Raw genomic sequence first — 23,130 nt, 5'->3', positions numbered from 1 at the left:
CCCATCATGCACACAACAGGACACGGGGGCGGAACCGCCCCATCACCCACGAACGGGCGACACCACATCACCGGAAACGGGACTTAACAGCCTCTCACACATACCTGACAGAGCAGCACACGCGGTACCCCCGGAAATTGGGGGTATCGCATCCAGGAAATCGAGGGCTGACGATTTCATCGCAGGCGGTCGACGCTGGAGGCGTCACAATCTCTGCCCTGGAAGGGACAGCACAGTGAACCTGCTCCACCCCACCGGCCAGCCGATGAACGTCATCGCGGTGTCACCGCACGCAGATGATGCCGAGTACGGTGCCGGCAGCCTTCTCACCGCCCTTTCCGCAAGGGGGCACCGTGTGGGAATCGCCTTGATGACCGGTTCCAACGAGATGCGGATGGCCGAGGCGAAATCCGCGGCATCCATGCTGGGTGCCGACCTCGTCGCGGACGCGTCAGGCCGCGACGGAACGCTCGACGTCACGCCGGCTCGCGTGCGTTGGCTCGAGGAACGGATCTCTGCAGCGGATCTGGTGCTTGCCCCGCACCCGGACGACACCCACCAGGACCACCGCACCACAGCAGCCGTGGTTCGTGCCGCGCTGCGTCGGACACCCGTCAGCCTCGCGTGGTATCGCACCCCTAGCAGCGGTCAGAGCTTCACTCCGACTGCCTTCTCACCCATCACTCCGGAGGGAGCCGAGGGGCGTCGGCGAGCCCTGAAGGAGCACCGCAGCCAAGCTGACCGCACCTACCTGCAGCCCGAGCACCTGGCCCTGAAGGATGCCTGGTTCGGTTGGCTCAGTGGACAACCAGCGGCCGAACCTTTCGAGGTCGTACGGTACATGCTCTACTGACGGCGGCGAGCAGGCACACAGCCCTGCCCGTCCCGGCAGTCGTGCCTCCTCGGGGAAACACTGACTGTAGACGCTGCGCTGGACAGGAGCAGCTTCCCGCACGATGTAGGCAGCCTGGAGTAGTCCTTCGTTCGGGGAGCCCGATGGCAGGCCCGCCTCTCAGGGAGAGGTGGGCCATATCGCTTGATGCGGCGAGGCCGAGGAGACGCACCCACAGCGGGCCTGTCGTGGAGGACGACTTGCCTACCGGTAGTTCGTTGAATCCGGAGGCAGAGGTCGATGCCGTGTCCGGTGGTGACCGCGTCGATCAGGGCCTGGATTTCGGAGGGCGGGTCGGTGTCCGTCCGGGTTCGCCACCACCGGGTGAGGGTGGCGGCGGGGTGAGCCAGGAACGGATGGCTCGTAAGCCCTCGGGCCGGCAGGGCGGTTGGGGCCGGTGGGGCAGGGCCGGTCCCCCTCTCTGGCCCCTCGTCGGGGCATGGGGCCGGCGCGGTGTTGTCCAGGGGTCCGGGTGGGGCGAGCCAGTGGTCCCGGTATAAGAACCTGCCGGAGAACAACGTATAGGCGGACAGCTCGCTGACCTGTAGGTTCAGGTCGCAAAACCCGCAGGTTAATTTCCGGCGGGCCCTTAATCGAGTGCGAGAGTCCCGGTCCGGGTGATACAAGGTCGGCGTGACTGATCATCTCTACTTCCCCACCCTGCTGCGGATGATTGACGAGCGTTCCGCCGCGTTCCGCGCCGCCGTCGCCGCGGCCCCCAGCCTCGACGCCGACGTTCCGTCCTGCCCGGGCTGGACGCTGTACGACCTGGCGAACCACCTCAGTGAGGGGGACCGCTTCTGGGCCTACATCGTGCTGAACACCGCGCCGGGCGACGAGCGGCCGAGCAAGGACGGGCTGGCGGCGCCCAGGGAGCGCGAGGAGCTCATAACCTGGCTGGCCGACTCGACGGAGCAGCTGCTCACTGCTCTGCGCGAGGCCGGCCCGGACCGGGGCTGCTGGGCCTGGTGGGAGCCGCTGGCCTCGCCGCACACGGTGGCCGCCGTGGCCCGCCGCCGCGTTCCGGAGTCGCTGATCCACACCTACGACGCCCAGCTGGCCTCCGGTACCCCGCAGGAGCTGCCGACAACCGAGGCGGTCGACGCCATCGAGGAGTTCCTCGCCACCGTCTGCACCGTCACGGTCCCGTGGCCGGGCGAGCCCGCCACCATGGACTACCACGCAGCCGAGGCCGGCTCCTGGCGCCAGACGGTGGACGCCGCCGGTTCCCGCTTCACCCGCCTCACCGCGGCGGAGGCCGCCGAGAGCAAGCCCACCGCCGCCCTCTACGGCACGGCGAGCGAGATGGCCCTGCTCATGTACATGCGCATCCCGGCCGGTTCGCTGCGGATCGAGGGCGACGCCGACCTGCTCCAGCAGCTGCAGGACTGGGGCTGAGGCCGACCGGCAGATGGATCACTTGAGGCGTCGGGTAGTGGGGCGGCCGCTGGGTGGAGGTCGTGATCGTCATCAGGATGCCCTTCCGGGCGGGGCGGATGCTGTGGGACATCAGGTCACAGAGACGGCGGCGCAGCCCTCGCCCGGTACCCGTCCGGCCCGGCCGCGCCAGGAGGAGGCGTGTCTCCTCCTGGCGCGGCGCCCTTCTCCAGCGCTGCGCGGACCTGCTCTGGGGGTGGCGAACGCGGGTCCGTCGTTCGGGCGGATGACACCCGGGTCCGGTGCGCCGCGGGTGGCGGTGTGGCGGATCACTTCCGTGCACGGTGCCGTCCACCGGTGTCACGAGACTGAGCCTGGTGACCTGGGCTTCAAGGAGTGGCTTCAGGGAGCGCACAGTCCTTTGTCCGTTGCGCACCGAGCCCGGTGAACCGTTGAGATCAGCGCGGGCCTCGGCGTCCCGGCGGGGACGAAGTGCCGCAGCCTGTGCACACTATGGAGACACGCCGCTGAAAAGGCTCTGCGATTCCTCTCGTATCAGGCCGATCGGGGTCGGTCCGGGTTCAGTGGTAGTGGCGGCCGTGCAGGCGGGCGAGCAGGAGGTTGGGGTCTTCGGCCGTGGTGTAGGCGGCGTTGAGGACGTACACCTTCTTGCCGCGCAGCGCGACGGAGGTGGGGTTCTGGAGTCCGTCGTCGGTGTCCAGGACGGTGGTGTGGGTGCCGTCGGGCTGGATGAGCACGACCTTGTTGGGGGCGTTGAGAGTGGCGAGGATCTCGTTGCCGCGGCCGGTGAAGGCGAGGTCGTCGATACCGGTCAGGCCGGTTGCCTTCACCTGCGGCGCTCCCGCCCGGTTCCTGTCGCGGATCGGGATGCGCAGGAGGGTTCCCTTGTCGAGGTTGGTCACCCAGAGCGCGCCCTCGTGCACTTTCGCGCCGTTGGCCCCGAGGAAGCCGCTTGAAGCGAGCTCGGGCGCAGTCGACCAGGCAGTGGGCCGGCCCCCGGAAAGCGGGACGGTCCATACGGTGCCGAGCACTGAGTCGGTGATGTAGAGCTGCTTGCTGTGCGGGTCCAGGGCCAGGCCGTTGGGCAGACTGTTCGGGGGCAGCGCGGCGATGCGCTTCGGTGTTTTGCCGGGGGCCAGCCGCCACAAGCCTGTCAGGTCGGCGGTGCCGGTCGCGTACAGCGCGTACGTGCTTGCGTCCGCAGCCCGGACGATGCCGGTGGTCAGGGGGAATCCCAGGACGGGGGTGTTGACTCCGCCGTCGGCGGGCGCGGGCAGGGTCGCCAGGATGCGGGTGGTGCCCCCGGGGGTGATCCGGGCGATCTGGCGGCTGCCCGCGAAGGTCACGTCGGCCGTGCCGTCGGGCAGCAGGGTGAGGTTCTCCGGCATCTGGCCCGCGGCCAGGTCGAAGTGATTGGCGATCCGGACGTGGCTCAGGGGCTTCGGGACTGCCGGGGTGGCCTCGGCAGGGAGGACCGCCGCAACGGCCGCTGCGGCCGTCGCGGCGGCCGTTGCGACAAGGCTGCTTCGCTTGAGCATGGGTTTTCCTTCTCTGTTTTCGGGCACGCGGGCATGCCGCAGCCACAGGGGTGTGTCAGAGGTGTGCGAAAGCCCGGCGGACGGAGGCGGGACGCGGCGCTGTCTTGCGCATGCTTCAGGCGTCCTCAGCCGCAAGAGGGCTTGGAACCGTGCTTTCCAGGTCAGGAGGGACGGGATGCGGTGCCCTTGCGGGGCTGGGCCGCCTCGCTCGGCCCGCCGGCGTGGGCGAGGAGGCTGAGGGCTGTCGCGGAGGGGGATCCCGGTGCGGCCGTGGCGATCACCACGGCCGGTCCGTTCCCTCCGGGGCTTTGGAGCGTCTGCTGGGTGACGGTCAGGGTCCCGACCGTGGGGTGGTGCATCTCGTAATCGGCGGCATCGCAGGCCAGGATCCGGTGATCGGCCCACATCGCCGCAAACTCCATGCTGCGCACGGCCAGTTCGCCGACGAGTCCGGCCAGCAAAGGATCCTCCGGATGACGGCCGGCGGTAAGGCGCAGGTTGCCGACCACGGCCCTGGCCTTGGCGGGCCAGTCGGTGTAGAGCTCCCGGGTGTGGGCGTCGAGGAACACCAGCCTCGCCATGTTCGGCCGACGGTCCGGTTCAGCGGGGCCGGCCCGGTCGACGTGCCCGGCGAACAGCGCGTGCCCCTGCGCGTTCCAGGCCAGAACGTCCGTGCGGCGGCCCAAGACGATGGCGGGTGTGCCTTCGAGAGCTGCCAGCAACGCGCTGATGGCCGGGGGAACGTGCTCGGGACAGGGGAGAGGTGCGGCCTTGCCTCTTCGCGGCGCACGGGCGAGTTCGTGCAGATGGGTCCGCTCGGACTCGTCCAGGCGCAGGGCGGCCGCGATGGCGTCGAGCACTTCGCGTGAGGCGTTGCGTGACTGGCCCTGCTCGAGCCGGGCGTAGTAGGGCTCACTGATGCCCGCGAGCATCGCCAGCTCCTCCCGCCGCAACCCCGGCACCCGACGCCGCTCGCCGTAGGTCTGCAACCCGACGTCCTCGGGACGCAGAAGACCCCGGCGTGCCCGAAGGAAATCGGCGAGCTGCCCGTGCCTGTCCATGGCCTTGTCCATGGCACCGAGTATGCGCAGTACCGCCGGGCCGAGCCTCACCCTGCCGGGGTGCGGATCCGCAGACTCCGGGGTTGCTCCCCGCACCGGCCTGGACGATGGAGCCGTATGCCCCTCTGCCGTCTTTGCCTCGGGAGGGCCCATGGGCACCGGCATCGCAATGCCCTGGAGCACCGATGCCGGCCCGCGGGATCCCGCTTCACTCTCGCGGGCCCGGTTCCGGGACTGCTGCTGTCCCCTTCCAGGGTCCGCCTGCAGTGCTTCTGGACCGAACGCTTCAGGGCAGTGCCAAGCTGTTGTGGGGGGGTCAGGCCGCTGAGTTTTTCGGGGTTGACCTGGAAGCGCAGGTTCTGGATGCGATGGTCGGCGAGGTCGAACGTGAGGGCGCCGACTGTGTGTCCGCCGAGGGTGGCCAGGATGCCGAGCTCGCCGTTGATGACGGCCGGCTCCATGGTCAGGGTGGTCAGATCGGGCTTGGCCAGGAATCCCACGAGCCAGCGCGCGACGTGGTCGGTGCCGTTCAGAGGGCGGCGGGCCGCGGTGACCTTGCCGCCGCCGTCGGACCAGGCGGCGACCTCGGTGAGCCGTGCGGCGAACCGACCGGCGATCTGCGGGTGGTTGAGGGTGAACGCCTGGGTGTCGGCGCCGGGAACCTTGCCGGTGTCGGTCGAGCTGCCCAGTGCGTAGACGAGCGTGTCGTACCCGAGGGTCTCGGCGTTGTCGACGGTGATCCGCCGGGCCTCGGGGCCGATGGCGGTGGCAGTGCCCTGTACGAACGTGACGCCGGTCCCGGCGAGCAGGTCGGGGATCCGGTGGTCGGCCAGTTTCTGCCCGGTGGCGATCTGGTGCATCCGCAGGCGTTCGACGAACCGGCTCGAGGGGTTGACCAGAGTGATCTTCACGCCGGTCCGGCGCGTGCGGTGGGCCAGCCGGATGGCGCTGAACAAGCCCGTGTAGCCCCTCAACGCGCTGACCCTCGCTCGGCGTTCCGTCCTGCAGGAAGAGCGGCGGCAATTTTGGGCGCAACGCGGCCGGGGCCGGGCGAATCCGGAGGTGCGCGCCTCCACCGCAGATCAGTCGGCCGTCGGTGGGGAATCTCGCAGAGCAGGTCCGTCCACCCCTGGTGCGAGGCGGTGCTGCAGAACCTGTCCTCGTACTTCCGCAGGTACACGCAGGTACACGCAGGTACACGCAGGTGTCCGAGGACGAGGCCCTGCACTGCGCCCGCGCGATGTGGCGCACTGTCAACAAGACCGACCTGGTGAAGAACATCGCCCCCGACCCGGGGCCGGGCCACCCCGGTGGTCCACAAGGGCCCGGTCCACGAGGTCCGGCGGCTGCCCCTGCAAAAGCTCTGAGGGCCGCCTGCTAGAAAGGGCGCATGCTGCACTTGCGTCTGATCACACCGGCCGAGCAGACCGACTCGGTGGTCCGTCTGATCGAGGGGACGGTGGGCACCGCGCACCTCGTGGTGGTGCCGGGCGCGGCCCGCAACCCGGCCGGGGACATGGTGATGTGCGACGTGGCCCGCGAGGCGGCCGACGGGCTGATCGGCGAGCTGCAGTCGGTCGGGCTCGACGCGACCGGCTCGATCGCCGTGGAGAACATCGACCTGTCGCTGTCGAAACGGGCCGACAAGGCCGAGGAGGAGGCTCCCGGCGAGGGTGTCGACGCGGTCCTGTGGGAGCACCTCACCGACGTCACTCACGAAGAGTCGACACTCAGCGTCACCTACGTCGCCTTCCTGACCGTCGCCACGATGCTCGCGGCCTGCGGTGTGATGCTGGACAACGCGATCCTGATCGTCGGCGCGATGGCGGTCGGCCCGGAGTTCGGCCCGCTGGCCGGCATCTGCACGGCCCTGGTGCAGCGCACCCCGAACCTCGTGTGGCGCTCGCTGTGGGCGCTGCTCGCCGGGTTCGCTCTGGCGATGCTGCTGACCGCGGGGTTCGGATGGCTCATGGACCTCTTCGGCCTGTTCAACATGTCCATGATCGAGGGCGCGCGTCCCAACACGGCCTTCATCTGGCAGCCCGACTGGATGTCCTTCGTCGTGGCCTTCCTCGCCGGCATCGCCGGGACCCTGTCCCTGACCTCCGCGAAGTCGGGTGCCCTGATCGGCGTGGCGATCTCGGTCACCACGGTCCCCGCGGCCGCCAACGCCGCGATGGCCTTCACCTACGCCGACTACGCCCAGACCTGGGGCTCCACGGTCCAGCTCCTGGCGAACCTGGGCGGCATCATCGTGGCCGGAACGCTGACGCTGCTGGCCCAGAAGTGGTTCTGGGCCAGGCAGCGACGCGGTTAGGGCCGATCGGCCGAGCGCCGGCTTCACGACGTGGGCCGGCCGGCCCGCCACGGACCGGGCCTGCTCGATGCCGGCCGCCTCGACCATCACCCGGACCAGCGGCCCCGTTTCGGAGGGCTGCAGCAGCACCCGCCCGGTCGAGCCCAGCTCCCGCTCCGCCTCGGACACGGCGTGCGCCGGCTTCGCGGAGGTCTTGATCCGCGGCTTGTCGGCGTCGGGCACATCGACGAGGACCTGCGGAAGCCGCTCCCTGCCGTTCCGGTGGGGCCCATGGCGCTCTCGCCGGGAGCGCAGCTCAGAGCCTGAGGCGGGTGACCTGACGGGTGGGCGGACGGACGTGCAGGACGTCGCCGTGGGCGGGCGGGTCCAGGACCGCGAGTCTGCCCGGCGCTGCGGCCGGCACCGGGTCGGCGGCGGCCTCCTCCCGCCGCGCCGCCCCGCCCCGCCCCGCCCACGGGGACGGGCGTCACGGTCGTGCGGGCAGGCCGGAGACCGGGAACGTCGGCGGTGCCTTCGAGTACGGCGACGGACGGGTTCCATCCGACGGCCGTGTCGTCGCTGATGCGGCGTTCGGTGGTGGTGAAGCACGCGGCCCGCACCGGGCGGCCCTGGCCCGGCTGCTGCGCCGCGTACGCTTCGGCCCGCTTCACGATGGCCTGCCGCCACGCCTGTTCGGTCTCCGTGACAGCCTCAGTGACCAGGGCGCCACCTCCTGACCGGGGGAGCCTGCCGCGCCCCGTGCGGCGCCTTGGCGCACGCCCGGGCTTCGGCCCGGGGCAGTCTTCCCGTCCGCTTGAAGGTTTCTGGAGGCTCCTCGTGCATACGGCTGTATTCCTGCTGCGGAGCGGGCTGGGCCTCGGTGGCGGTCTGGTGTCTGCGCGGGAGCTGAGCCGCCAGGCTTCGGGACCGGGCTGGAGGAAGCCGCGGGTCTTGTCTGCTCTCGTCACGGTGGTTGCCGGACCCAGGAGACCCGCAGGGCCTGAACCGCTTCGATCTCGCGCAGCCAGTTCGGAGCCGTAGGAGTGTGGAGTGCCTCCAACAGGGCGAATCCGTCCCGTCCGACCTGCTCGGAGCACTGTTCACGGACCTCTTCGTCTCTTGGGAAAGCGAATGCCCCGGCGAACGCCTCGTCCTCGGACAGCGGGCCCAACGCCTCCCGGATCCGCACCGCGAGCGTGCCCTTCGGGAATGCTGCCCGCACCATCCGGGAGGTGGATCGTCATGTGCCCTGGTCCTGGGGACGTCTGCCACGGGCGGAAACTCAGGTGATCTCGGCGCACGGTCCGGGCAGGGTCGGGCGATGCCCGAGCTGAAGCGGCTGCATGCCGGTCACGCCCCGGCGGTCCTGGCCTTCGAGCTGGCGAACCGCACCTACTTCGCTGCCTCGATCCCCGACCGCGGCGACGACTTCTTCGACCGGTTCACCGACCGGTACAACGCCTCGCTGGCCGAGCAGGAGGCCGGCGTCTGCGCCTTCTACGTGCTCGTCGCCGAGGACGGCTCGGTACTCGGCAGGTTCAACCTGTACGACTTGGAGGACGGCACTGCCAGACTCGGCTACCGGGTCGCGGAGCGGGCCGCCGGCCGCGGCGTGGCGACCATGAGCGTCCGGGAGCTGTGCCGGACGGCGGCAGCGGTGCACGGCCTGCGCACACTGCGGGCGGCCACCTCCCACGGCAACGCCGCGTCCCGGAAAGTCTTGACCAAGGCCGGGTTCGTCCCGGTCGGCTCTGCCTCCCCGGCCGATCTCGGCGGCGAGTCGGGCACCTGGTACCAGCGCGACCTCCAGCCGTAGATCTTGCTCGGGGCGAGTCGGTGGCGAATCGACCCGGAGATGCGCATACGACATCAACGGACCGGATCACGGAAAGCGGCGGGTTGATTCTCTGCGAGCCCTTACGTCCGGCGTGACAGGTCGTCGACCAGAAGTTCGAGGGACGCTTCCTCATGGAGCGCGATGCCGAGGGCGGTCATGGCCGGGGTGAGATCCGGGTCCCAGTCGGCGCTGACGGGCCGGCCGTCGAGGGCCAGTTGAGGGATGCCCTCGGTCTGGCTGCGAGCGGCGAGGTGTTCGTAGTCCGTTGCGCCCATGCGCCAGGGCAGGGCTTTGTAGCGGCGGATGACCCGGTTGGCCAGGGAGATCCCCGGCCAGTCGAAGTCACCGTGGTAGGCGAAGCGGCAGCCTGTGGCGGCGAGGGCGTCGAGAAGCGTGACGACCACCGTGGCGGCGCTGCCGGAGGTGCACACGAGAGGCTGGACGCAGGCTGCGTCCGCCGCCGCTTCCAGCACGCGCGGATTCTCACAGATGTGGATGAGCGTTCCGGCGGGAAGCCGCAGCCGCAGGGAGCGCAGATCGCGCGGTGTCAGGTGGGCTTCGGCGTGATGCTCGGCCCGTTCCCGCAGCGCATGCTCCCGCCAGCCCTCGCCGACGGGTCGCAGCCCGTACGTCAGCACCGTGCTGGAGACCTCGTCCGGGGTGACGGACACCAGCCGCCACAGGGCGCGTCGGCCGGCCGCGTCGGTGGGGAATTCGGTGTCATGGGCGAGGGCGACGCCGCGTTGGACGAGGCGTGCGAGCCAGGTGCCGTCGTCCAGGCCGTGCGCGGAGCCGGTCGCCTGGGCGGCGAGTTCTCCTCGGCCGAGTGCGCCGCTCCGTCCGGGTCCGAGGAGGGTGGTGAGGACCTGGACCGCCTGCTGGAGTGCTTCTGTCGCTGCTTCCGGCGTCACTCCTCTCGGGACTCCGGCACGGCGCAGCAGGTCGTACCACTGCCGCGGCCATTCCTGGTCGGCGAGAGGGGAGACGTCCAGGGAGGAAGCAAGGGACGACCACACGCGCTCGCGCTGTGCTCTCACGTCCGCGCGGGCGGCACGGCGGTCGATGAGCGGTGGGCCGAGCTCTTCCAGGGTCTGTCTGAGGCCGAGTCCGGCGGCCGAGGCGCGGAGCCGTGCGTCGAGCATGTCGAGCCGTACGGTCACGGAGGTACTTGTGAGGGGCTTTCCCAGCAGGAGAGACAGGTCGCCTCGTTCCTGGGCGTTCATCGCCGTCAGCCGGAGTGATCCTGTGGCCTGGACGCCGTTGCTCTCCAGGCGTTTGCGTATCGCCGCCCAGAGCCGGGCGAGTCCGGGTCCCGTCAGCCAGTCGCGTGTTGCGGTGGGCAGCCCGGTCACAGGGACACCAGGCGCCGGTGCCGGCCGTTCCAGGTGTAGTGCAGGGTGGCCACCCCGCGCACATGGGGGTCACGCAGGCACTCGTAGATGTGCAGCGACGGAACCTCGGGCCAGTTGCCCATGAGCCGCTCGCTGGTGAGGACGAAGTCGAGATCGAGGTCGACCAGGATGCGGCCCAGCCGGCCATGGGTGGGTTCGTCGACCTTGGCGAAGGCGTCGTCCAGGAGGATCAGCCGGGGCGCGTGGGGGGCCGACTCGGCGAGGCTGGTGAAGTGGGCGGCGGCCGCGGCGAAGAGCACGAGGTAGGAGAGCACCCGCTGCTCGCCCTGGCTGAGACCGGTCCGGCCGGTCAGTCTCCTGCGGCGGCCCGGGGCCGCGTCCTCGACCACGAAGGTGTGGAAGCGGAACCAGTCGCGGTAGTCCAGTGCGGTCCGCAGGTGGGCGGCGTATCCGGCTGACGGGTCGGCACGACGGGCGTCCTCGATCCGGCGTTGCAGCACCTCGCGCAGTTGCTCCGTCTGTTCGCGCGTCCTGAGGCTCGACGGACTGCGCAGCAGCTCGACGGCCGCGCGCACGTCCGCGTCCACGTCCTCGTCCAGCTTCCACAGCAGTTCGACACCGAGACCGTGGGACGTGCGCACGGTCCGCAGGGTGTCGTTGAGAGCCGCGATGAGGTTCGCCGCGGTGATGACCTGTGCCGAGAGGTGGTCGCCGAGTTCACCGGTCAAGAAGCGCTGGAACACTTCACGTTCGCGCTCGGTGAGCCGTCCCCGGGCTTCCGCGGCCTGGACCACGATCCGTTCGCCCACGGCCGCGACGTCATGGGTCCCGTGGTCGTCGACCAGGCGGCACACCTTGATTCCGTCGTGTTCCTCCAGCTGTGCGTCGAACCCGCCGGCCAGCTGGTCGCGCAGATCGGTGTGCCGGTTGAGCAGGGTGCTGTCCGACACCTCGCCCTTTGGGCGGCCGAGGGCCTGTTCCACGGCGGCGGCGAGTGAGCGCAGCGCTCTGAGACGGCTGCGGACGTCCGCGCCGGGATCGTCCGACATGTACTCGGGCAGCGAGGACCGGTCCAGCCCGGCGCCGCGCACCACTTCCGGCCGGCCGAGGGCACCGCGAAGAGCGCTGCCGGTGTCGATGACCGCCGCCTCCTGGTCCGCCAGGTTCCCGCGCAGGCGCTTTTCGTCCTCTTCCGCACGCACGCGCATGTCGTGGATCTCGTCGCGGGCCCGCCCGGCCGCGGGGAGGGCGTGGACGGCATTCGCGATGCGCTGCTTGGCCTCGTTCTCGCGGGTGAGGATCTCCTCCTCGGACGACCCGACGGCCTCCTCGCGGGTGCGCAGGTCCTGCTCGGCGGTGCGCAGTCCGGCGAGGTGGAGCCGGTAGCTCTCGTCCGCGGCCACGCGGTCCTCACGGGCGCGTCCGTACCGGTCGGCATCGGCCTGGTTCGCGCCGAGCCGCTCGCCCGTGCCGCCGATGGCCCTGCGCAGATGCCCGACTCCGCTGAGCAGGGCGGCCAGCGCGGTGCGTACGCGGTCCAGGTCGTCGGGGTCGCCGGGAAGGTCGTGGGCGGTCGCGGTGGCATCCGCCTCGGCCCGCGCCGACACCGCCAGAGCGCGGGCCTCCTCGGCCAGCCGTGCCGACCTGGCCGCCTTGGCGGTCAGGTCACGCAGCGTCCGCTCGGCTGATTCGGCCGTGCTCCATGCGCCTGCGAGACCGCGCGCCCTGGGGAAGTCCCGTTCCGCGAGGGTGAGGGCGCGGCGCATGGCATCGGCCACGGCGAGCTCCTCGCGGACGCCGGCCAGCCGCTGTTGCGTCTGCGTGATCCGCTCCTCCAGCTCGGCGAGGGTGCGCCGCCGGGTCTCAGCGCGTGCGGTGGCTCCCACGTACTCGGTGTCACCCTTTTCGTGACGGCCGCTGAGCACGCCCAGACGCCAACTGCCGTCATGGAAGACCGCGTTGTGCGCGGAGGTCTCCTGTGCGGGTGCGAGTGCGACGGTGGACAGCAGGCGCCCCACCTGCTCGGAGGTGACGCCGCAATCCGGTTCAGGGGCCGGGCGCAGGGCCGAGGCGAGCGTCGGCCCGTGGGGCAGCACGGGGCCCGGCTGGAGCAGGGTGTCCTGGGTGCGGGGATCGAGGAGGACGCCGTGCGCACTCACCCATGCGTCCAGGATTCCACTCGCTTCCAGGGCTCCTTCCAGACCGGCTCGTTCGGCCGGGGCCAGGTCGTCCGCGAAGTCCACGAGCCGGTAGAAGGGTGCTCCGCTGCCGGGCGTCCTCGCGGCGGCGCGATGGTGCGGGGCCGGCGGCTCAGGGTCGGTTCGCTGCTCCCAGTCCTGCTTGCGCTCCGTCAGGCGGCCGAGTTCCTCGCCGAGTCGGCCGACGCCCAGTGCCAGGGTGTCCCGGCGTGCGGTGAGTTCCTCGTCGTACCGCTCCCATGCCGTCTGAGCGGCCTGCCACGCCTGGGTGTCGATGTCGGGCGGCAGCGTGCGATCGGCGAACGGTGCCTCGGCGGAGGTCTCACAACGGACCGAGTCGTGGACGGCGTCCAGCGGCGGGCAGTGGGGACCCAGCGCGGTGCGCGTGCGCGACGCCCACTGGGCGACACGGCCGGCGTAGGCGCTGCTCTCCTCGGCGACCTTCTGGCGGCTGCCGTGGAGATGGGCGGCGGCCTCTTCCGCCTCGTCCTCCAGCCTCTCCCGCTCGGCGTCGGCCTGAGCTGCTGCGGCCCGTGCCTCGTGCGCCCGGGAGATGAGGCGGGTCACCTCCTGGACCATCCGGGCCCGGTTTCTCGCGACCGCCTCGGCGTCCTCCAACTGGTTCTGCCAGGACCGCAGTTCTTCCCGCGCCGGGACCGTGTCCGCACGGGCCACCGAGCGGTGCGTCACGGTTCGCGTCTCCCCGTCCGGAGACGTCAGCTCCGTCGCGGCGGCGTGGGCGAGCACCGTGCGCGGAAGAGCCACCGCCTCGCCGAGATGGCCGGTGGGAAGCCCGGCCCTCTCCGCCTGCGCCAGCAGCTCCCGGTGTTCGGTCCCCAGCTCCGCCAGCCGGCCACCGAGGTCTTCGACCCCTTCGGCCAGCCGCTCCGCCGAGCCCTCTTCCGCGTCGTGTGCGTTGCGCAGGGTGGTGAACGCGGCCACGGCGGCGGTGTGCAGCGCCTCCACCGTGCCGCGGCGCTCGGACAGTTCGCGCAGGCTGCGGTAGGCGTGACTGGCGTGCAGGGCGGCCAGGTCGGTCCGGGCCGCCTGTTCCTCCTCGCGCAGGGTCTCCAGCCGGCTCTGTGACTCCTCCTCCTGCGCCTTGAGGTCGCTCGTGCGCTGGGCGGCGTCTCCGGCCGTCCGGCGCCGCTGTGCGAGGACGCCCAGCTCGTGGCTCACTCTCTGCGCACAGGTGCGCAGGACTCCGGCCAGGTAGCCGCGGTAATCGGTGAGGAACGTGCGCAGGGCCGCATCGGTGCGTTCCAGGCGGCCGAGTTCGTCCCGTACGGCGTCGAGGTCGTGGAGGTTGCGCGCCACCTTCTCGACCACGTCCTCGTCGAGCCCCGGCAGGGTCTCGCTCAGCAGGGAGGCCAGGCCCCCGTGCTCGATGCGGTCCCCGACGGTGGGGCGCCGCAGCCGGTGGAGGAGTTGGGTGAGGTTGCGGTAGCGCGTCGTGTCGGTGATGCCGAACAGTTCCCGGGCCACACGGGAGCGGTGCAGGACCGCGCGCTCGGTCGTGTTGTCGGAGCCGACGATCTCCTTGAGCCGGTCGAGAGGCAGCGGCTTGCCGGCCTCGACGAGGTGCAGGTCCTCACCGATGCGCAGCGGGGTGACGAAGAACGTCGGCAGTGCCTTCTGCGTCGACTTCGAGGCGCGGATGGCGGCGCCCAGCGTCAGGTGGCGGTGACCGCCGCCGTCGGTCGTGTCCCGGAACTCCACCCACAGGTATCCGAGACGGTTGGTCTGCTCGAACCCGTCCAGCATCAGCCAGGCGAGTGTGGTGCGGCCGGTGCCTGTCGCGTCCAGGGCCCGGGAGTCGCCGTCCAGAAGATAGGGGAGCAGCATCTCCAGGGCCTTGGACTTGCCTGCGCCGTTCTTGCCGCGCAGCAGCAGTCTTCCTTCGCCGAAGGAGAACTCCTGCTCGTCGTACTGCCAGACGTTCTGGATGCCTGCCCGGTGCAGCCGGAAACGGGCGCCGGCGGTCGTCGCGGGTCCGGAACGCGGCAGCGGAACGAGGCCATGCGTATCGGTGGTCACAGCGGCAGCTCCTCCTGAACATCCGTGCTTCTGCCGGCTGTGGTGGCCGGGCGTACGGTGACGTGGGTGGCGTAGCGGGCCGCTGCGGCCAGCAGCACCCAGCCGTCGCCGTCGGGACGTGCGCCCTGGACACCGGTCACCGTGCGTCCTTCCGGCGCCTCTTCGGCGTACCCCTCCGGCAGTCCTTCCCCCTCGGCGCGCAGCCGCCCGGTGCGGGCGATCAGCCGCATGCGGGCCAGCAGGTCCAGTACGGCCTCTCGCAGCAGGGGAAGGTCGTCCAGATAGCCGCGTTGCCAGTTGCTGCGCTGCCCGTACTCGGCGATCAGCTCGGCCAGCACCTCATCGACCAGGCCGTCTGGGACAGCCACCCCGATGACGAGTGTCCCGCCGGTCGCCGGATGCCCCGGTTCCCGCGGCCGCAGGCGTTCGACGAGCCGTTCCACCAGCAGCAGTGCGGCCTGTGTGACGGTCCCGGTGCCCGGCAGGTGCAGATCCGTCAGCTCGTCCTCGGGGTCCACCAGTGCCACGCCCTCGGCACGGATCTCCGTCTCCAGCCCCAGGAGTTCGGAGAAAGCCTGGGCTTCCCGGCGCTGCCGGGTGCGCAGCCAGTCACGCTCGGCGTCGGTCAGCTCGTCGAGGTGGACGACGGGCGTCTCGACGAGCATCCGGCGTACATAGGTGCGCGGGCCGCCGAATCCCGGGTCCGCTGCCCGCCGGACCAGGTCGGCGCCGTCCCGGGCCTGCGCGAGCGGGCCGGCGACGACCACGCGTGCCAGCTCGCGATCCACCGTGATCAGCGCTTCGCCGCCCGCCTCCTGCGCGATCGCCGCCACCTGGCCCTCGGTCTCGATGAGCACACCCCACTCGACCAGCTGGCGCAGAGCCGCAACCAGGGTCCGCTTCCCGGCCACCCGGCCCGTGTCGTTCAGCTCGATTCCCGCGTCCGCCGCAGCGGCCCTGATGTCGGCGACCAGCTGCGACAGCAGCATCTGCTCGGGCGCGGTCACCAGCACGGACAGCGCCAGCGCGAGGCAGGCGTAGGTGTGCGGGGTGAAGGGGGTGCCGGTGGAGCGCTCCAGCCGGTGTCCTGAGCCCGCCCCCAGCCCCGCCTTGAACAGCCGGGCGTAGGAGCTGTCGACCAGCAGGCGGTAGCCGAGCACCTGCTGGAACCGTTTGCCCAGCCAGTCGGCGTGCCTGCGGATCAGCGGGAAGAGGTCGGCATGGGGGCCGTCCGACGCGACCAGGGGGTGAGCGAGCAGCAGCCGGGCGGCAGTGCGGCGCTCGGCTGCCAGGGCCACGTCGTGCGTGGAGGGAAGGGTCATGACACGCTCGCCTCCGCTTCGCTTCCACCTGCGGCGGAGATACGGCCGACGTCCAGCTCCAGGTCGTCCAGCAGCAGGTCACCGTCGGCCGAGTGCAGCACCGTCTGCGTGCCCACCGTCCGGCGCACGGTGAGGCGGATCTCCAGTTCGGCGTCCTCGCTGCGCGCCGAGTCCAGGCCGAAGCCCGCCGTCCCCTCCCCGTCCGTGCCGGCGCGTCGTGTGAGCTGAGCGTTTCCGAGCGCCGTGGCCAGCAGCTCCAGGAGCAGACCGAGCGCCGCCGACGTGAGCCGTACCTCGGCGAACCGGCCGGAGGCGCTGCGCAGTTCGTCCGCCGCTGCTGCCCGGGCCGCTGCCCGGTGACGGGCGGCCTTCCTCAGCAGCTCCTTCTGCACGGAGTGGTCCTCCACCGCTGAGGCCCGGCCGCGCTGGGCGCGGCTGCCCCTTTCCCGCAGGGCCACCGGCACCTCGACCACCGGACCGGTCCACCAGCTTGTGTAGGCAGGCACCACCTCGTCGGTGGCCGGAGGTATGCCCAGATGGCGGGCACCGTACAGTCCGAAGGCGGCGACGGCGATGTCGTGTGCGTCGCTCGGAGCCGCTTCGTCGAACCAGCGGGCCAGCCGCAGCAGATCCTTGCGCCGGGACATCTCCCCGGTGGCCGACCGCAGCATCCGCTTGGCGTTGGCAAGCAGCGACTGCAACGCGCGCAGGGTGGCGTCCCGGAGCTGGTCGACCTGGCTGCCCTGACCATCAGGGTCGCTGAACCAGCCGCGCAGGCCCTCCCAGTCCGCGAGCTCGCGCCCCCGGCTGCGCTGGACCCGGATCTCCGTCCGGCTCTCGCCCTGCGCGGACAGCCCGGTGAGCCCCTGGGCGTGGGCGTCCAGCCGGTCCAGCAGGGCCGGGAGGTGCGGCCACAGGGTGTCCAGCGTCGCCGAGATCCTCGGTGCGCGGAACGCCACGTCGTCGGTGATCGCCTCGACGTAGTCCAGGAGCAGCTCCTTGAAGCCCTGGTACTCGGCGCTGTCCAGGTCGTAGCGGGACAGCACCTGGCCGAGATAGGCGTAGAAGTCACGTACGGAGTCCGCGAACTCGGTGAACTGCACGAACAGTGTGCTGATCCGCTCCAGGCCCTCCTGCGGCTCGATACCGCCCGGCGCGGTCACGAGGCCGGCCAGCTCCCGCAGCCCGCGCTCGACCAGGGCCAGCAGTTCGTTGCTCACCTCGCGGGCGGCGTCGGCCTCGGCCAGGACCCCGTCGGCGTCCCGCTGGATGCGTTCCCCCAGCTTCGACAGCTGGTAGCGCGAGCGGGAACGCTGGTACTCGCTGATGCTGGACGCCTTCACCGTGTGGCTGCTGCGCAGCAGGTTCCCCCACTGCACCAGCTGCTCCAGCCGGGCCGTGAGGGTGTCGGCGTCGAGCCCCGCGGCAGAGCCACCGGTCTGGGACAGCTTCGCCATGATGTCCGGAACGGCGAGATCCGCCAGCAGCGTCCCGCAGAAGACTCGCATGATCGCGATGTGCTCCAGCCGCTCGGGCGCGCTGAGATACGCGTACGCGTTCAGCCGCCGCCGTGCCTCCTCTTCTGCGTCCTGAACTGCGTCAGATGTGGATGCCCCCATGCCCGTGAGGTTACGCGGCGCGTCCGGCTGCCGCCGGTGTGTGGCCGAAAATGCCACGGACGTGTGCCAGGGAGCGACCCCGCCGGCGTCGGAGGTCGGCCCGTGCAGACCATCCGGGCCCGCCGCCAGGTCACCACCGATCCCGTGCCCCGGCACACAGTCCGCAACAGACGCCGGTCCTCGCCGTCACCGATCTCACGAACGCGTACTCGTTCCACCACCTGCACAACCTGCAGAGCGAAGGCTCACTGAGCTTCTTCAGCATTGCCGCTCCAGCGTGAGGATGGCCTTGGCGATTGACGTCATGCGGTTGGGGCTGCACCGGGACCTGCGGAAGATCCGCCAGGACTTCAGGCGGGCGACGCCGCGTTCGACAGGCGCCCGCGCTGCGGCCGGAGCCCGATTGCGGGACCTTTCGGCGGAGGTGGGTTCCTGCAGGGGCCTGCGTCTGATGTCAGTGGTCAGCCACGGGCCGGCGCCCTGGTAGGCGAGATCGGCCAGGACGGGAACGTCTTGGCGTTCGCGGATTCGGATGATCCGGTGGGTGAGGGCGGCGGTCAGGCCGTGGGTGCGGCCCGGCAGGACGGGTGAGAGCCACAGCAATCGGCCTCCGGGATCGGTGACGACCTGCATGTTCACGCCGTGGCGCCGGTGTTTGTGGGAGTGGTCGGCCCGGCCGTCGCCGACCCGGTCGTACTCGGCGAGGGTTCCGTCGAGCAGGACGAGGTCGGGATCGTGCTCGCGTAGCGTCTTCAGCAGACCCGGTGCACGTGCGGCGAGCAGGTTGACAACCGTGCCGGTGTAGGCGCGGGTGGTGGACTCGCTGATCCCGAACCCGGAGGCGATCTTCGCGAGAGTGATGTGTTCGCGCAGGTACACCGGTGCCACTGTCGCGCGCTGAGACGGACGGAGCTTGCAGCGCCGGTCGCCCTCACGAGTGACGATCAGCATGGTGACCCGCTCCACGAGTGCATGCGGCAGGTCGAGTGCGGCAGGATGGATCACCGACGAGGCCCCCGAGCAACATGATTGAGACGTCAGACATCTCGATCGGCAGCCCGGGGACCTCGCTCGTTGCGCTTCACGGCCCGTCACCCGATCGGTGGCCAACCCGAAGAAGCCGAGTGATCAAGTGGATCTTCGAGCCGTACTCGCCCCGGTCCGCGGGATGCGGACCCGTCAGTAGCTGTTGTCGTTCCGATCTTGAGGGGCCTGTGTCGAACGGGAGCCTCGATCGGGTGATCCCGGCTGTCCGCGGGCACGAGGACAGAGCCTCATGGTGGACGGGTGTGCCTACACCACGGCGGTGGTCGACGTGCTGAAGAACTCCGGCGATTTCCGTGGCAGGCCCGTACTGCTCGTGCGTCAGCAGTACGGACCTGCCACTGCTGGTCACCTCCCAGGCGTCCGACCGGGCGCGTCGACCGGCCTCGGGAGGTTCAGCAACTTCTGTACGGCCTGCCTCGATCGGTCGTCCGCGCTCGGCCGGGCGGCCGTTGCGGCGCTCGACCGGAGGCTGCCTGCCGGTCGGGGCGCCACCACGCAGTTCGACTTGCCGGATTCGTAGACGCCGTTGACAGCGGTCATGCAGAACTCGTAGTTCCATACTCCGGGGAACAGGAACCCGATTCCCTTGCTCGTGCCCTCGACGATGTCCTCGTCGGCCTTGGAGACACTGCCGTCCTTGACGTCGCCGTTGATGCTGCGGACCCACACGCGGTAGCCGGCGGCCTCGTTCGAGCCGTTCCAGTCCAGCCGGACGGACGTCGCGTCGGTGGAGGTGACCCGCAGATCCGTCGGCGCGGGCGGGGTGCCGGCGCCGACGGTGACCGGGCGGGCCAGGGCGGGCAGGCCGCCGCCGACCGCGTTCCAGGTCGCCACCGCGACGAGGTAGTGGTGACCGGGGATGAGGCCGTCGATGTGCGCGACGGTGCCTCGTGCTCCGGTGCTGGTGAGGAAGGCGCCGGGGGTGTCCTTGTCGTACAGGATGATCTCGTAGCGGTCGATGGTGTCGGTGTGCGGTCCCGTCGGTGGGGTCCAGGCGACGTCGACACCGGTGGCGCTGGGCCGGCTGGCGATGCTGGTCGGTGGCGGTGCGGTCTGTGGATGGGCGGTGGCGCTGACCGTGCCGGACCATCCTGAGGTGGTCTCCGTGCAGCCGCGGGGTTCACGGGGGTCCGTGGTCCAGCGGCAGCCCATGTTGGCCCGCACCTGGTACTCCCAGCCGATGCCGTCGACGGTCCATGTGGTGTCGGTCCGGTTGCTGAAGGACCTGCCCTGGCTCCATGCGGTCTGGCCCGCGATCCGCGACCGGACGTCGTAGTCGACGGCCCCGTACACCGGGTCCCAGGTCACCGTGACGCCGAGCGGGGTGGATTCCGCTCGTACATGGGTGGGGAAGGCGGGAGTGAGCCTTGCGGGCACGGTGGCGGGCACGTCCATGGCCCTGGCGCCGAAGCCGTAGTCCTTGTGCAGGACCTCCGCGAAGGCCGCGGCGAGTTCGTACTCCCCGTGTTCGTTGGGATGCAGACCGTCGTACCCGGATGGGCAGCTCGTCGGAGAGCACGAGTACCGGCCCGCCCAGTCGACGAGACTGATGGTGGAGACGGTGTCGTTCGCATGCCATGTCGCCATGGACTGCGGAAGCAGGCTGTTGTAGTGGTCGGTCTTGGCGATGAGGTCGTCCCGGCCGCCGATCTTCGTGCGCTGCGGCACGTTGGCCAGTGCGAAATCGACGCTCGGGTTGGCGTCGCGGGCCAGGGCGACGATCTGCCCGACGTCGCTCAACGTGCCGTACTCGTTGCTGACGAACCAGCCCATGTCGTTGAAACCGATCGCGAGCAGGATCAGGTCGGGCCGGTAGGTCGCGACCTGTCGCCGGATGTCCAGTTTGACCTGCGCGGCCTGGCGTCCCCAGTGCGCGTAGTGGTCACTGTCGAAGCGGATGTCGGTCGGCCGTCCAGGGGCTGGGCTCTGGGGTTCGCGGATGTCGGCCGCATAGCCGCCCGTGGTGCGCAGGCCCTGGTTGGGCGGAGTCTCACCCGGAAGCAACGGGCGCGAGGGCGGGGCCGACTGGTCGGGGGTGAACGTGCCGGAGTACGGCCCGACGAAGTCGACGGCGACCTTCTGGCTTCGCAGCCACTGCCACAGCCGGTAACGCCAGGTGAAGTCGCCTTCGCGGCCCTGCGTGATGGAATCGCCGACGATCATCACTCGGCGGACCCGGGCGAGGGTCCAGTGCTTGCCTTCCCCCGTGTCAGCTGCCGCTCTCGACTGAAAGGCCCTGCATTTCCGCCAGACGTTCCGGCCCGAGAAGCCGCTCGGCTGCTGCCACTGATAGGACGCGTACAGGCAGTAGTCGGGCTGGGAGAACGACCGGATCTCCACATCGCGCCCTTCGCCGGGAACGTCCGCGTCGACGACGGTCATCTTCTGCTCCGGTGGCACCTGATCCCGCTCCGCGACGCACGGCGCCGTCCTCATGGTGCCGTCCTTCACGAAAACCATGCACCCGATCCGCGGATCGGAATTGGCTATCTGCGCGCTGTCGTCCACCGAGCTGTAGTTCTCGAAGCGCCAGTTCTGCGCGCCGTGCAGATCGTCGTCGAGGGTCGCCTCGGCCGCCGGGCCCGGGACCTGGACGGTGGCGCCGATGCCGGGTGGCACGTCGGTCGCGTTGATCTGGAACTCGGCTGCTGCGGCGGCCAGCGCCGACCCGAACTGCACGGGTGTGTGGTCCGAACCGCCCGGGTTGCGCAGACGTTGCGGGGCGAGGACGCCGGACAGGTCGCCGGAGGTGACCATGTAGTCCAGTTCGCTGCTGTTCTGATACGTCGCCTGCCCCGTGTTCGTCACGATCCCGATGCGGTTGCCGTTGCCGTCGAGCGGCATGTCCCGATAGAGGTTGACCGGATCCCGGTTGAAGTCGCCGAGGGCGACCCAGCTGTTCCCGCCGGCCACGGCTGCGATGTTCCGCAACAGGCCCGGCCCGTCATTGCCGCTCCCGGACAGCGCATGCAAGGTGAAGAACCAGGTCGTACCGAATCTCAGCCCGAACGATTCCCGTGACTCGCCGTTGGAGAGACCTGGCGGAATGATGACCACCTCTTCTGCGATGCGGTCGGTCACCATGGCCAGGTTCACACGGTGCCCGGTCGGGTCCGTCTCCATGAAGTAGACGTAGCGGTAGTCGTCGCTACCGGGTTGCCAGAGACTCTCGGTCACCGTCAGATTCCCCGACCGAGCGCGAACCTCGGGGACCCCGTTCTGGACTGAGGGCGGTGGGGCGCTGCCCGCCTCTTGCAGGGCCACGATGTTGCTCGGAAGCACGGCCCGGTCCGTACTTCCTCGAACCAGCTGGGTGACGCCTGCCGTCCATTTGCTGTCGCGCCCGTTGGTGGCGCCCTGCATGTTCCACGTGGCCAAGCGCAGGTTCGCGATGTCCTGCGGAGCGGCGCTCGCCTCCCGCGCGGGGCTGATCAGTATCGCCATCAGCGTGGCGCACGCTAACACCGTGATCACGGTGCGGAGCGTTCGGGCTCCTTCTCTGTAGCCTCTAACCTCAGGCTTTCGACGCTGAACTGCGTCCATCTCCTGCATTCCCCCATAGAAATGACTTGGCGTTGTAGTCCTTCAGCTCCTGCCCGGTCGGGCCTTCGGGGACGGGGACCGGCACGCTGACGTGGAAACCGATCCGCTTCGCGGTTGCACTCCCGATGCAGTCCCAGGCGCCGGCCGGATGGATCGCTTCTCTGCTTCTTCCTTCGTCCTTGCGGCAGTCTGAATCTTCCTCTGGTCTGCACAGCCCGTGTATCCCCGGCCTTTCGTGCGGCGGGCGACCAACGCCTCGTTTGTCCTGTACAGCAGGACGTCGTGCTGCTCGGAGGTGCCGTAGGCGGACAGCGGCGGCCCCGTCAGCCCGTCGTGTCCGGTGGCAGATGCTGTCGGTGTGGCCGCGATGGCTGGCGGAGCCACGTCCGCGGCGCTGCCCGCGAGACCCCGGTGCAGCCGGTGGCCGACGGCGCTCGCTGCGAAGCATGTCTTGCTCATGCCAGGGTTTCCGCCGCACCTCGCGGCGGGTGTGAGTCGGGCTGGTGCCATGCCGGGGTTTTTGCCTTCCTGGGTACCGGGGTGAGGTCCTGGCCACGGAGGGGCCGTCCCGTAGATCGGCCTGGGCGCGGCGTGGGTGTGCGGTGTGCGCGTGGGCGCGGAAGTACCGCCGGTTGAAAGCGAGTTGGGAGGGACCGGTCACCGTGTCCGGCGAGGTGCCGTGCTTGGATGGCCAGAGCTTGTACCGTGCGGCGTCCCATCCGCCGTTCCACCGGGAGTTTTGGAAGGCTGGGATGTCCGCACCGGCTCTGGCCTGGAGGAACGTGGCGATCGTGGGATGCCGAACGGGATGGAGGACTGGTGGGGGCAGCGGAAGAGACAGCTGATTTCGCCGCACTGCTGCGCGAGTTGAAGGAGCGGTCCGTGGTGTCCCGGCTCAACGCCAACGGCGCCCGCACCAGGTCCGGCTACCACCAGGGCGGTCCCGGTCGGCTTTGAGCTGATGGCCGCCGAGTCGGCGCCGACGGGTCG

14 protein-coding genes and 1 pseudogene are annotated in these 23,130 nt (G+C 70.3%); 5 read left to right on the top strand and 10 right to left on the bottom strand.

Features of this window, described 5'->3' with window-relative positions; genetic code table 11:
* The first annotated feature begins 235 nt into the window (after positions 1-235).
* Together ACIQGV_RS39220 and ACIQGV_RS39215 are read left to right on the top strand one after the other, a co-directional pair.
* Complete coding sequence (locus tag ACIQGV_RS39220; RefSeq protein WP_402504169.1) at positions 236-853, top strand: PIG-L deacetylase family protein; 618 nt, start codon at positions 236-238, stop codon at positions 851-853.
* 672 nt (positions 854-1,525) lie between these two features.
* Positions 1,526-2,290, top strand: coding sequence for a maleylpyruvate isomerase family mycothiol-dependent enzyme (locus ACIQGV_RS39215; protein WP_402504167.1), 765 nt, complete (start codon positions 1,526-1,528; stop codon positions 2,288-2,290).
* 560 nt (positions 2,291-2,850) lie between these two features.
* Here ACIQGV_RS39215 and ACIQGV_RS39210 read toward each other — a convergent pair.
* From ACIQGV_RS39210 to ACIQGV_RS39200, 3 genes are all read right to left on the bottom strand, one after another.
* On the bottom strand, positions 2,851-3,828 hold the full coding sequence (locus ACIQGV_RS39210) for a hypothetical protein (RefSeq protein ID WP_402504166.1): 978 nt from the start codon (positions 3,826-3,828) through the stop codon (positions 2,851-2,853).
* 161 nt (positions 3,829-3,989) lie between these two features.
* Entirely contained in the window at positions 3,990-4,889 is a 900-nt protein-coding gene (locus ACIQGV_RS39205) for a helix-turn-helix domain-containing protein (RefSeq protein ID WP_402504171.1), read from the bottom strand.
* A 47-nt stretch (positions 4,890-4,936) separates the two neighbouring features.
* Positions 4,937-5,845 carry an FAD-dependent oxidoreductase gene (locus tag ACIQGV_RS39200; RefSeq protein ID WP_402504163.1) on the bottom strand — a complete coding sequence of 303 codons (909 nt, stop codon included), beginning with the start codon at positions 5,843-5,845 and terminating at the stop codon, positions 4,937-4,939.
* Between the two features lie 434 nt (positions 5,846-6,279).
* On the opposite strand from ACIQGV_RS39200, the gene ACIQGV_RS39195 reads away from it, so the two are divergent.
* A complete protein-coding gene (locus tag ACIQGV_RS39195) occupies positions 6,280-7,206 on the top strand; it encodes a DUF389 domain-containing protein (protein ID WP_402504161.1) in 927 nt (308 codons plus the stop codon).
* Between the two features lie 9 nt (positions 7,207-7,215).
* Here ACIQGV_RS39195 and ACIQGV_RS39190 read toward each other — a convergent pair.
* A pseudogene (locus ACIQGV_RS39190) lies at positions 7,216-7,455 on the bottom strand (phosphoglucosamine mutase); the annotation flags it as partial.
* 1,051 nt (positions 7,456-8,506) lie between these two features.
* Between ACIQGV_RS39190 and ACIQGV_RS39185 the strand changes: the two are divergent.
* Positions 8,507-9,001: a GNAT family N-acetyltransferase gene (locus ACIQGV_RS39185; RefSeq protein WP_402504158.1), complete on the top strand. Its 495-nt coding sequence runs from the start codon at positions 8,507-8,509 to the stop codon at positions 8,999-9,001.
* Positions 9,002-9,102: 101 nt separating this feature from the next.
* On the opposite strand, the gene ACIQGV_RS39180 is transcribed toward ACIQGV_RS39185, so the two are convergent.
* The 6 genes from ACIQGV_RS39180 to ACIQGV_RS39155 form a co-directional block, all read right to left on the bottom strand.
* Entirely contained in the window at positions 9,103-10,374 is a 1,272-nt protein-coding gene (locus ACIQGV_RS39180; protein WP_402504156.1) for a TIGR02679 family protein, read from the bottom strand.
* Positions 10,371-14,609 (bottom strand): TIGR02680 family protein, encoded by a 4,239-nt coding sequence (locus tag ACIQGV_RS39175; RefSeq protein ID WP_402504153.1) that lies wholly within the window; start codon positions 14,607-14,609, stop codon positions 10,371-10,373. Before ACIQGV_RS39175 ends, ACIQGV_RS39180 begins: the two co-directional genes overlap by 4 nt.
* Positions 14,606-15,931: a TIGR02678 family protein gene (locus ACIQGV_RS39170; protein ID WP_402504151.1), complete on the bottom strand. Its 1,326-nt coding sequence runs from the start codon at positions 15,929-15,931 to the stop codon at positions 14,606-14,608. Before ACIQGV_RS39170 ends, ACIQGV_RS39175 begins: the two co-directional genes overlap by 4 nt.
* Positions 15,928-17,550, bottom strand: a complete 1,623-nt coding sequence (locus ACIQGV_RS39165) for a TIGR02677 family protein (RefSeq protein ID WP_402504148.1) — start codon at positions 17,548-17,550, stop codon at positions 15,928-15,930. The genes ACIQGV_RS39170 and ACIQGV_RS39165 overlap by 4 nt, the downstream gene beginning before the upstream one ends.
* Before the next feature lie 258 nt (positions 17,551-17,808).
* On the bottom strand, positions 17,809-18,501 hold the full coding sequence (locus ACIQGV_RS39160) for a transposase family protein (RefSeq protein WP_402504145.1): 693 nt from the start codon (positions 18,499-18,501) through the stop codon (positions 17,809-17,811).
* 441 nt (positions 18,502-18,942) lie between these two features.
* Positions 18,943-22,071, bottom strand: coding sequence for a fibronectin type III domain-containing protein (locus tag ACIQGV_RS39155; RefSeq protein ID WP_402504142.1), 3,129 nt, complete (start codon positions 22,069-22,071; stop codon positions 18,943-18,945).
* 888 nt (positions 22,072-22,959) lie between these two features.
* On the opposite strand from ACIQGV_RS39155, the gene ACIQGV_RS39150 reads away from it, so the two are divergent.
* A complete protein-coding gene (locus ACIQGV_RS39150) occupies positions 22,960-23,097 on the top strand; it encodes a hypothetical protein (protein WP_402504140.1) in 138 nt (45 codons plus the stop codon).
* Positions 23,098-23,130 lie beyond the last annotated feature (33 nt).

This window comes from Streptomyces sp. NPDC093094 (genome assembly GCF_044754345.1).
Lineage (GTDB): Bacteria > Actinomycetota > Actinomycetes > Streptomycetales > Streptomycetaceae > Streptomyces.
The sequence above is the reverse complement of the archived record's forward strand: the minus strand, read 5'-3'. Positions and strand labels throughout refer to the sequence as shown.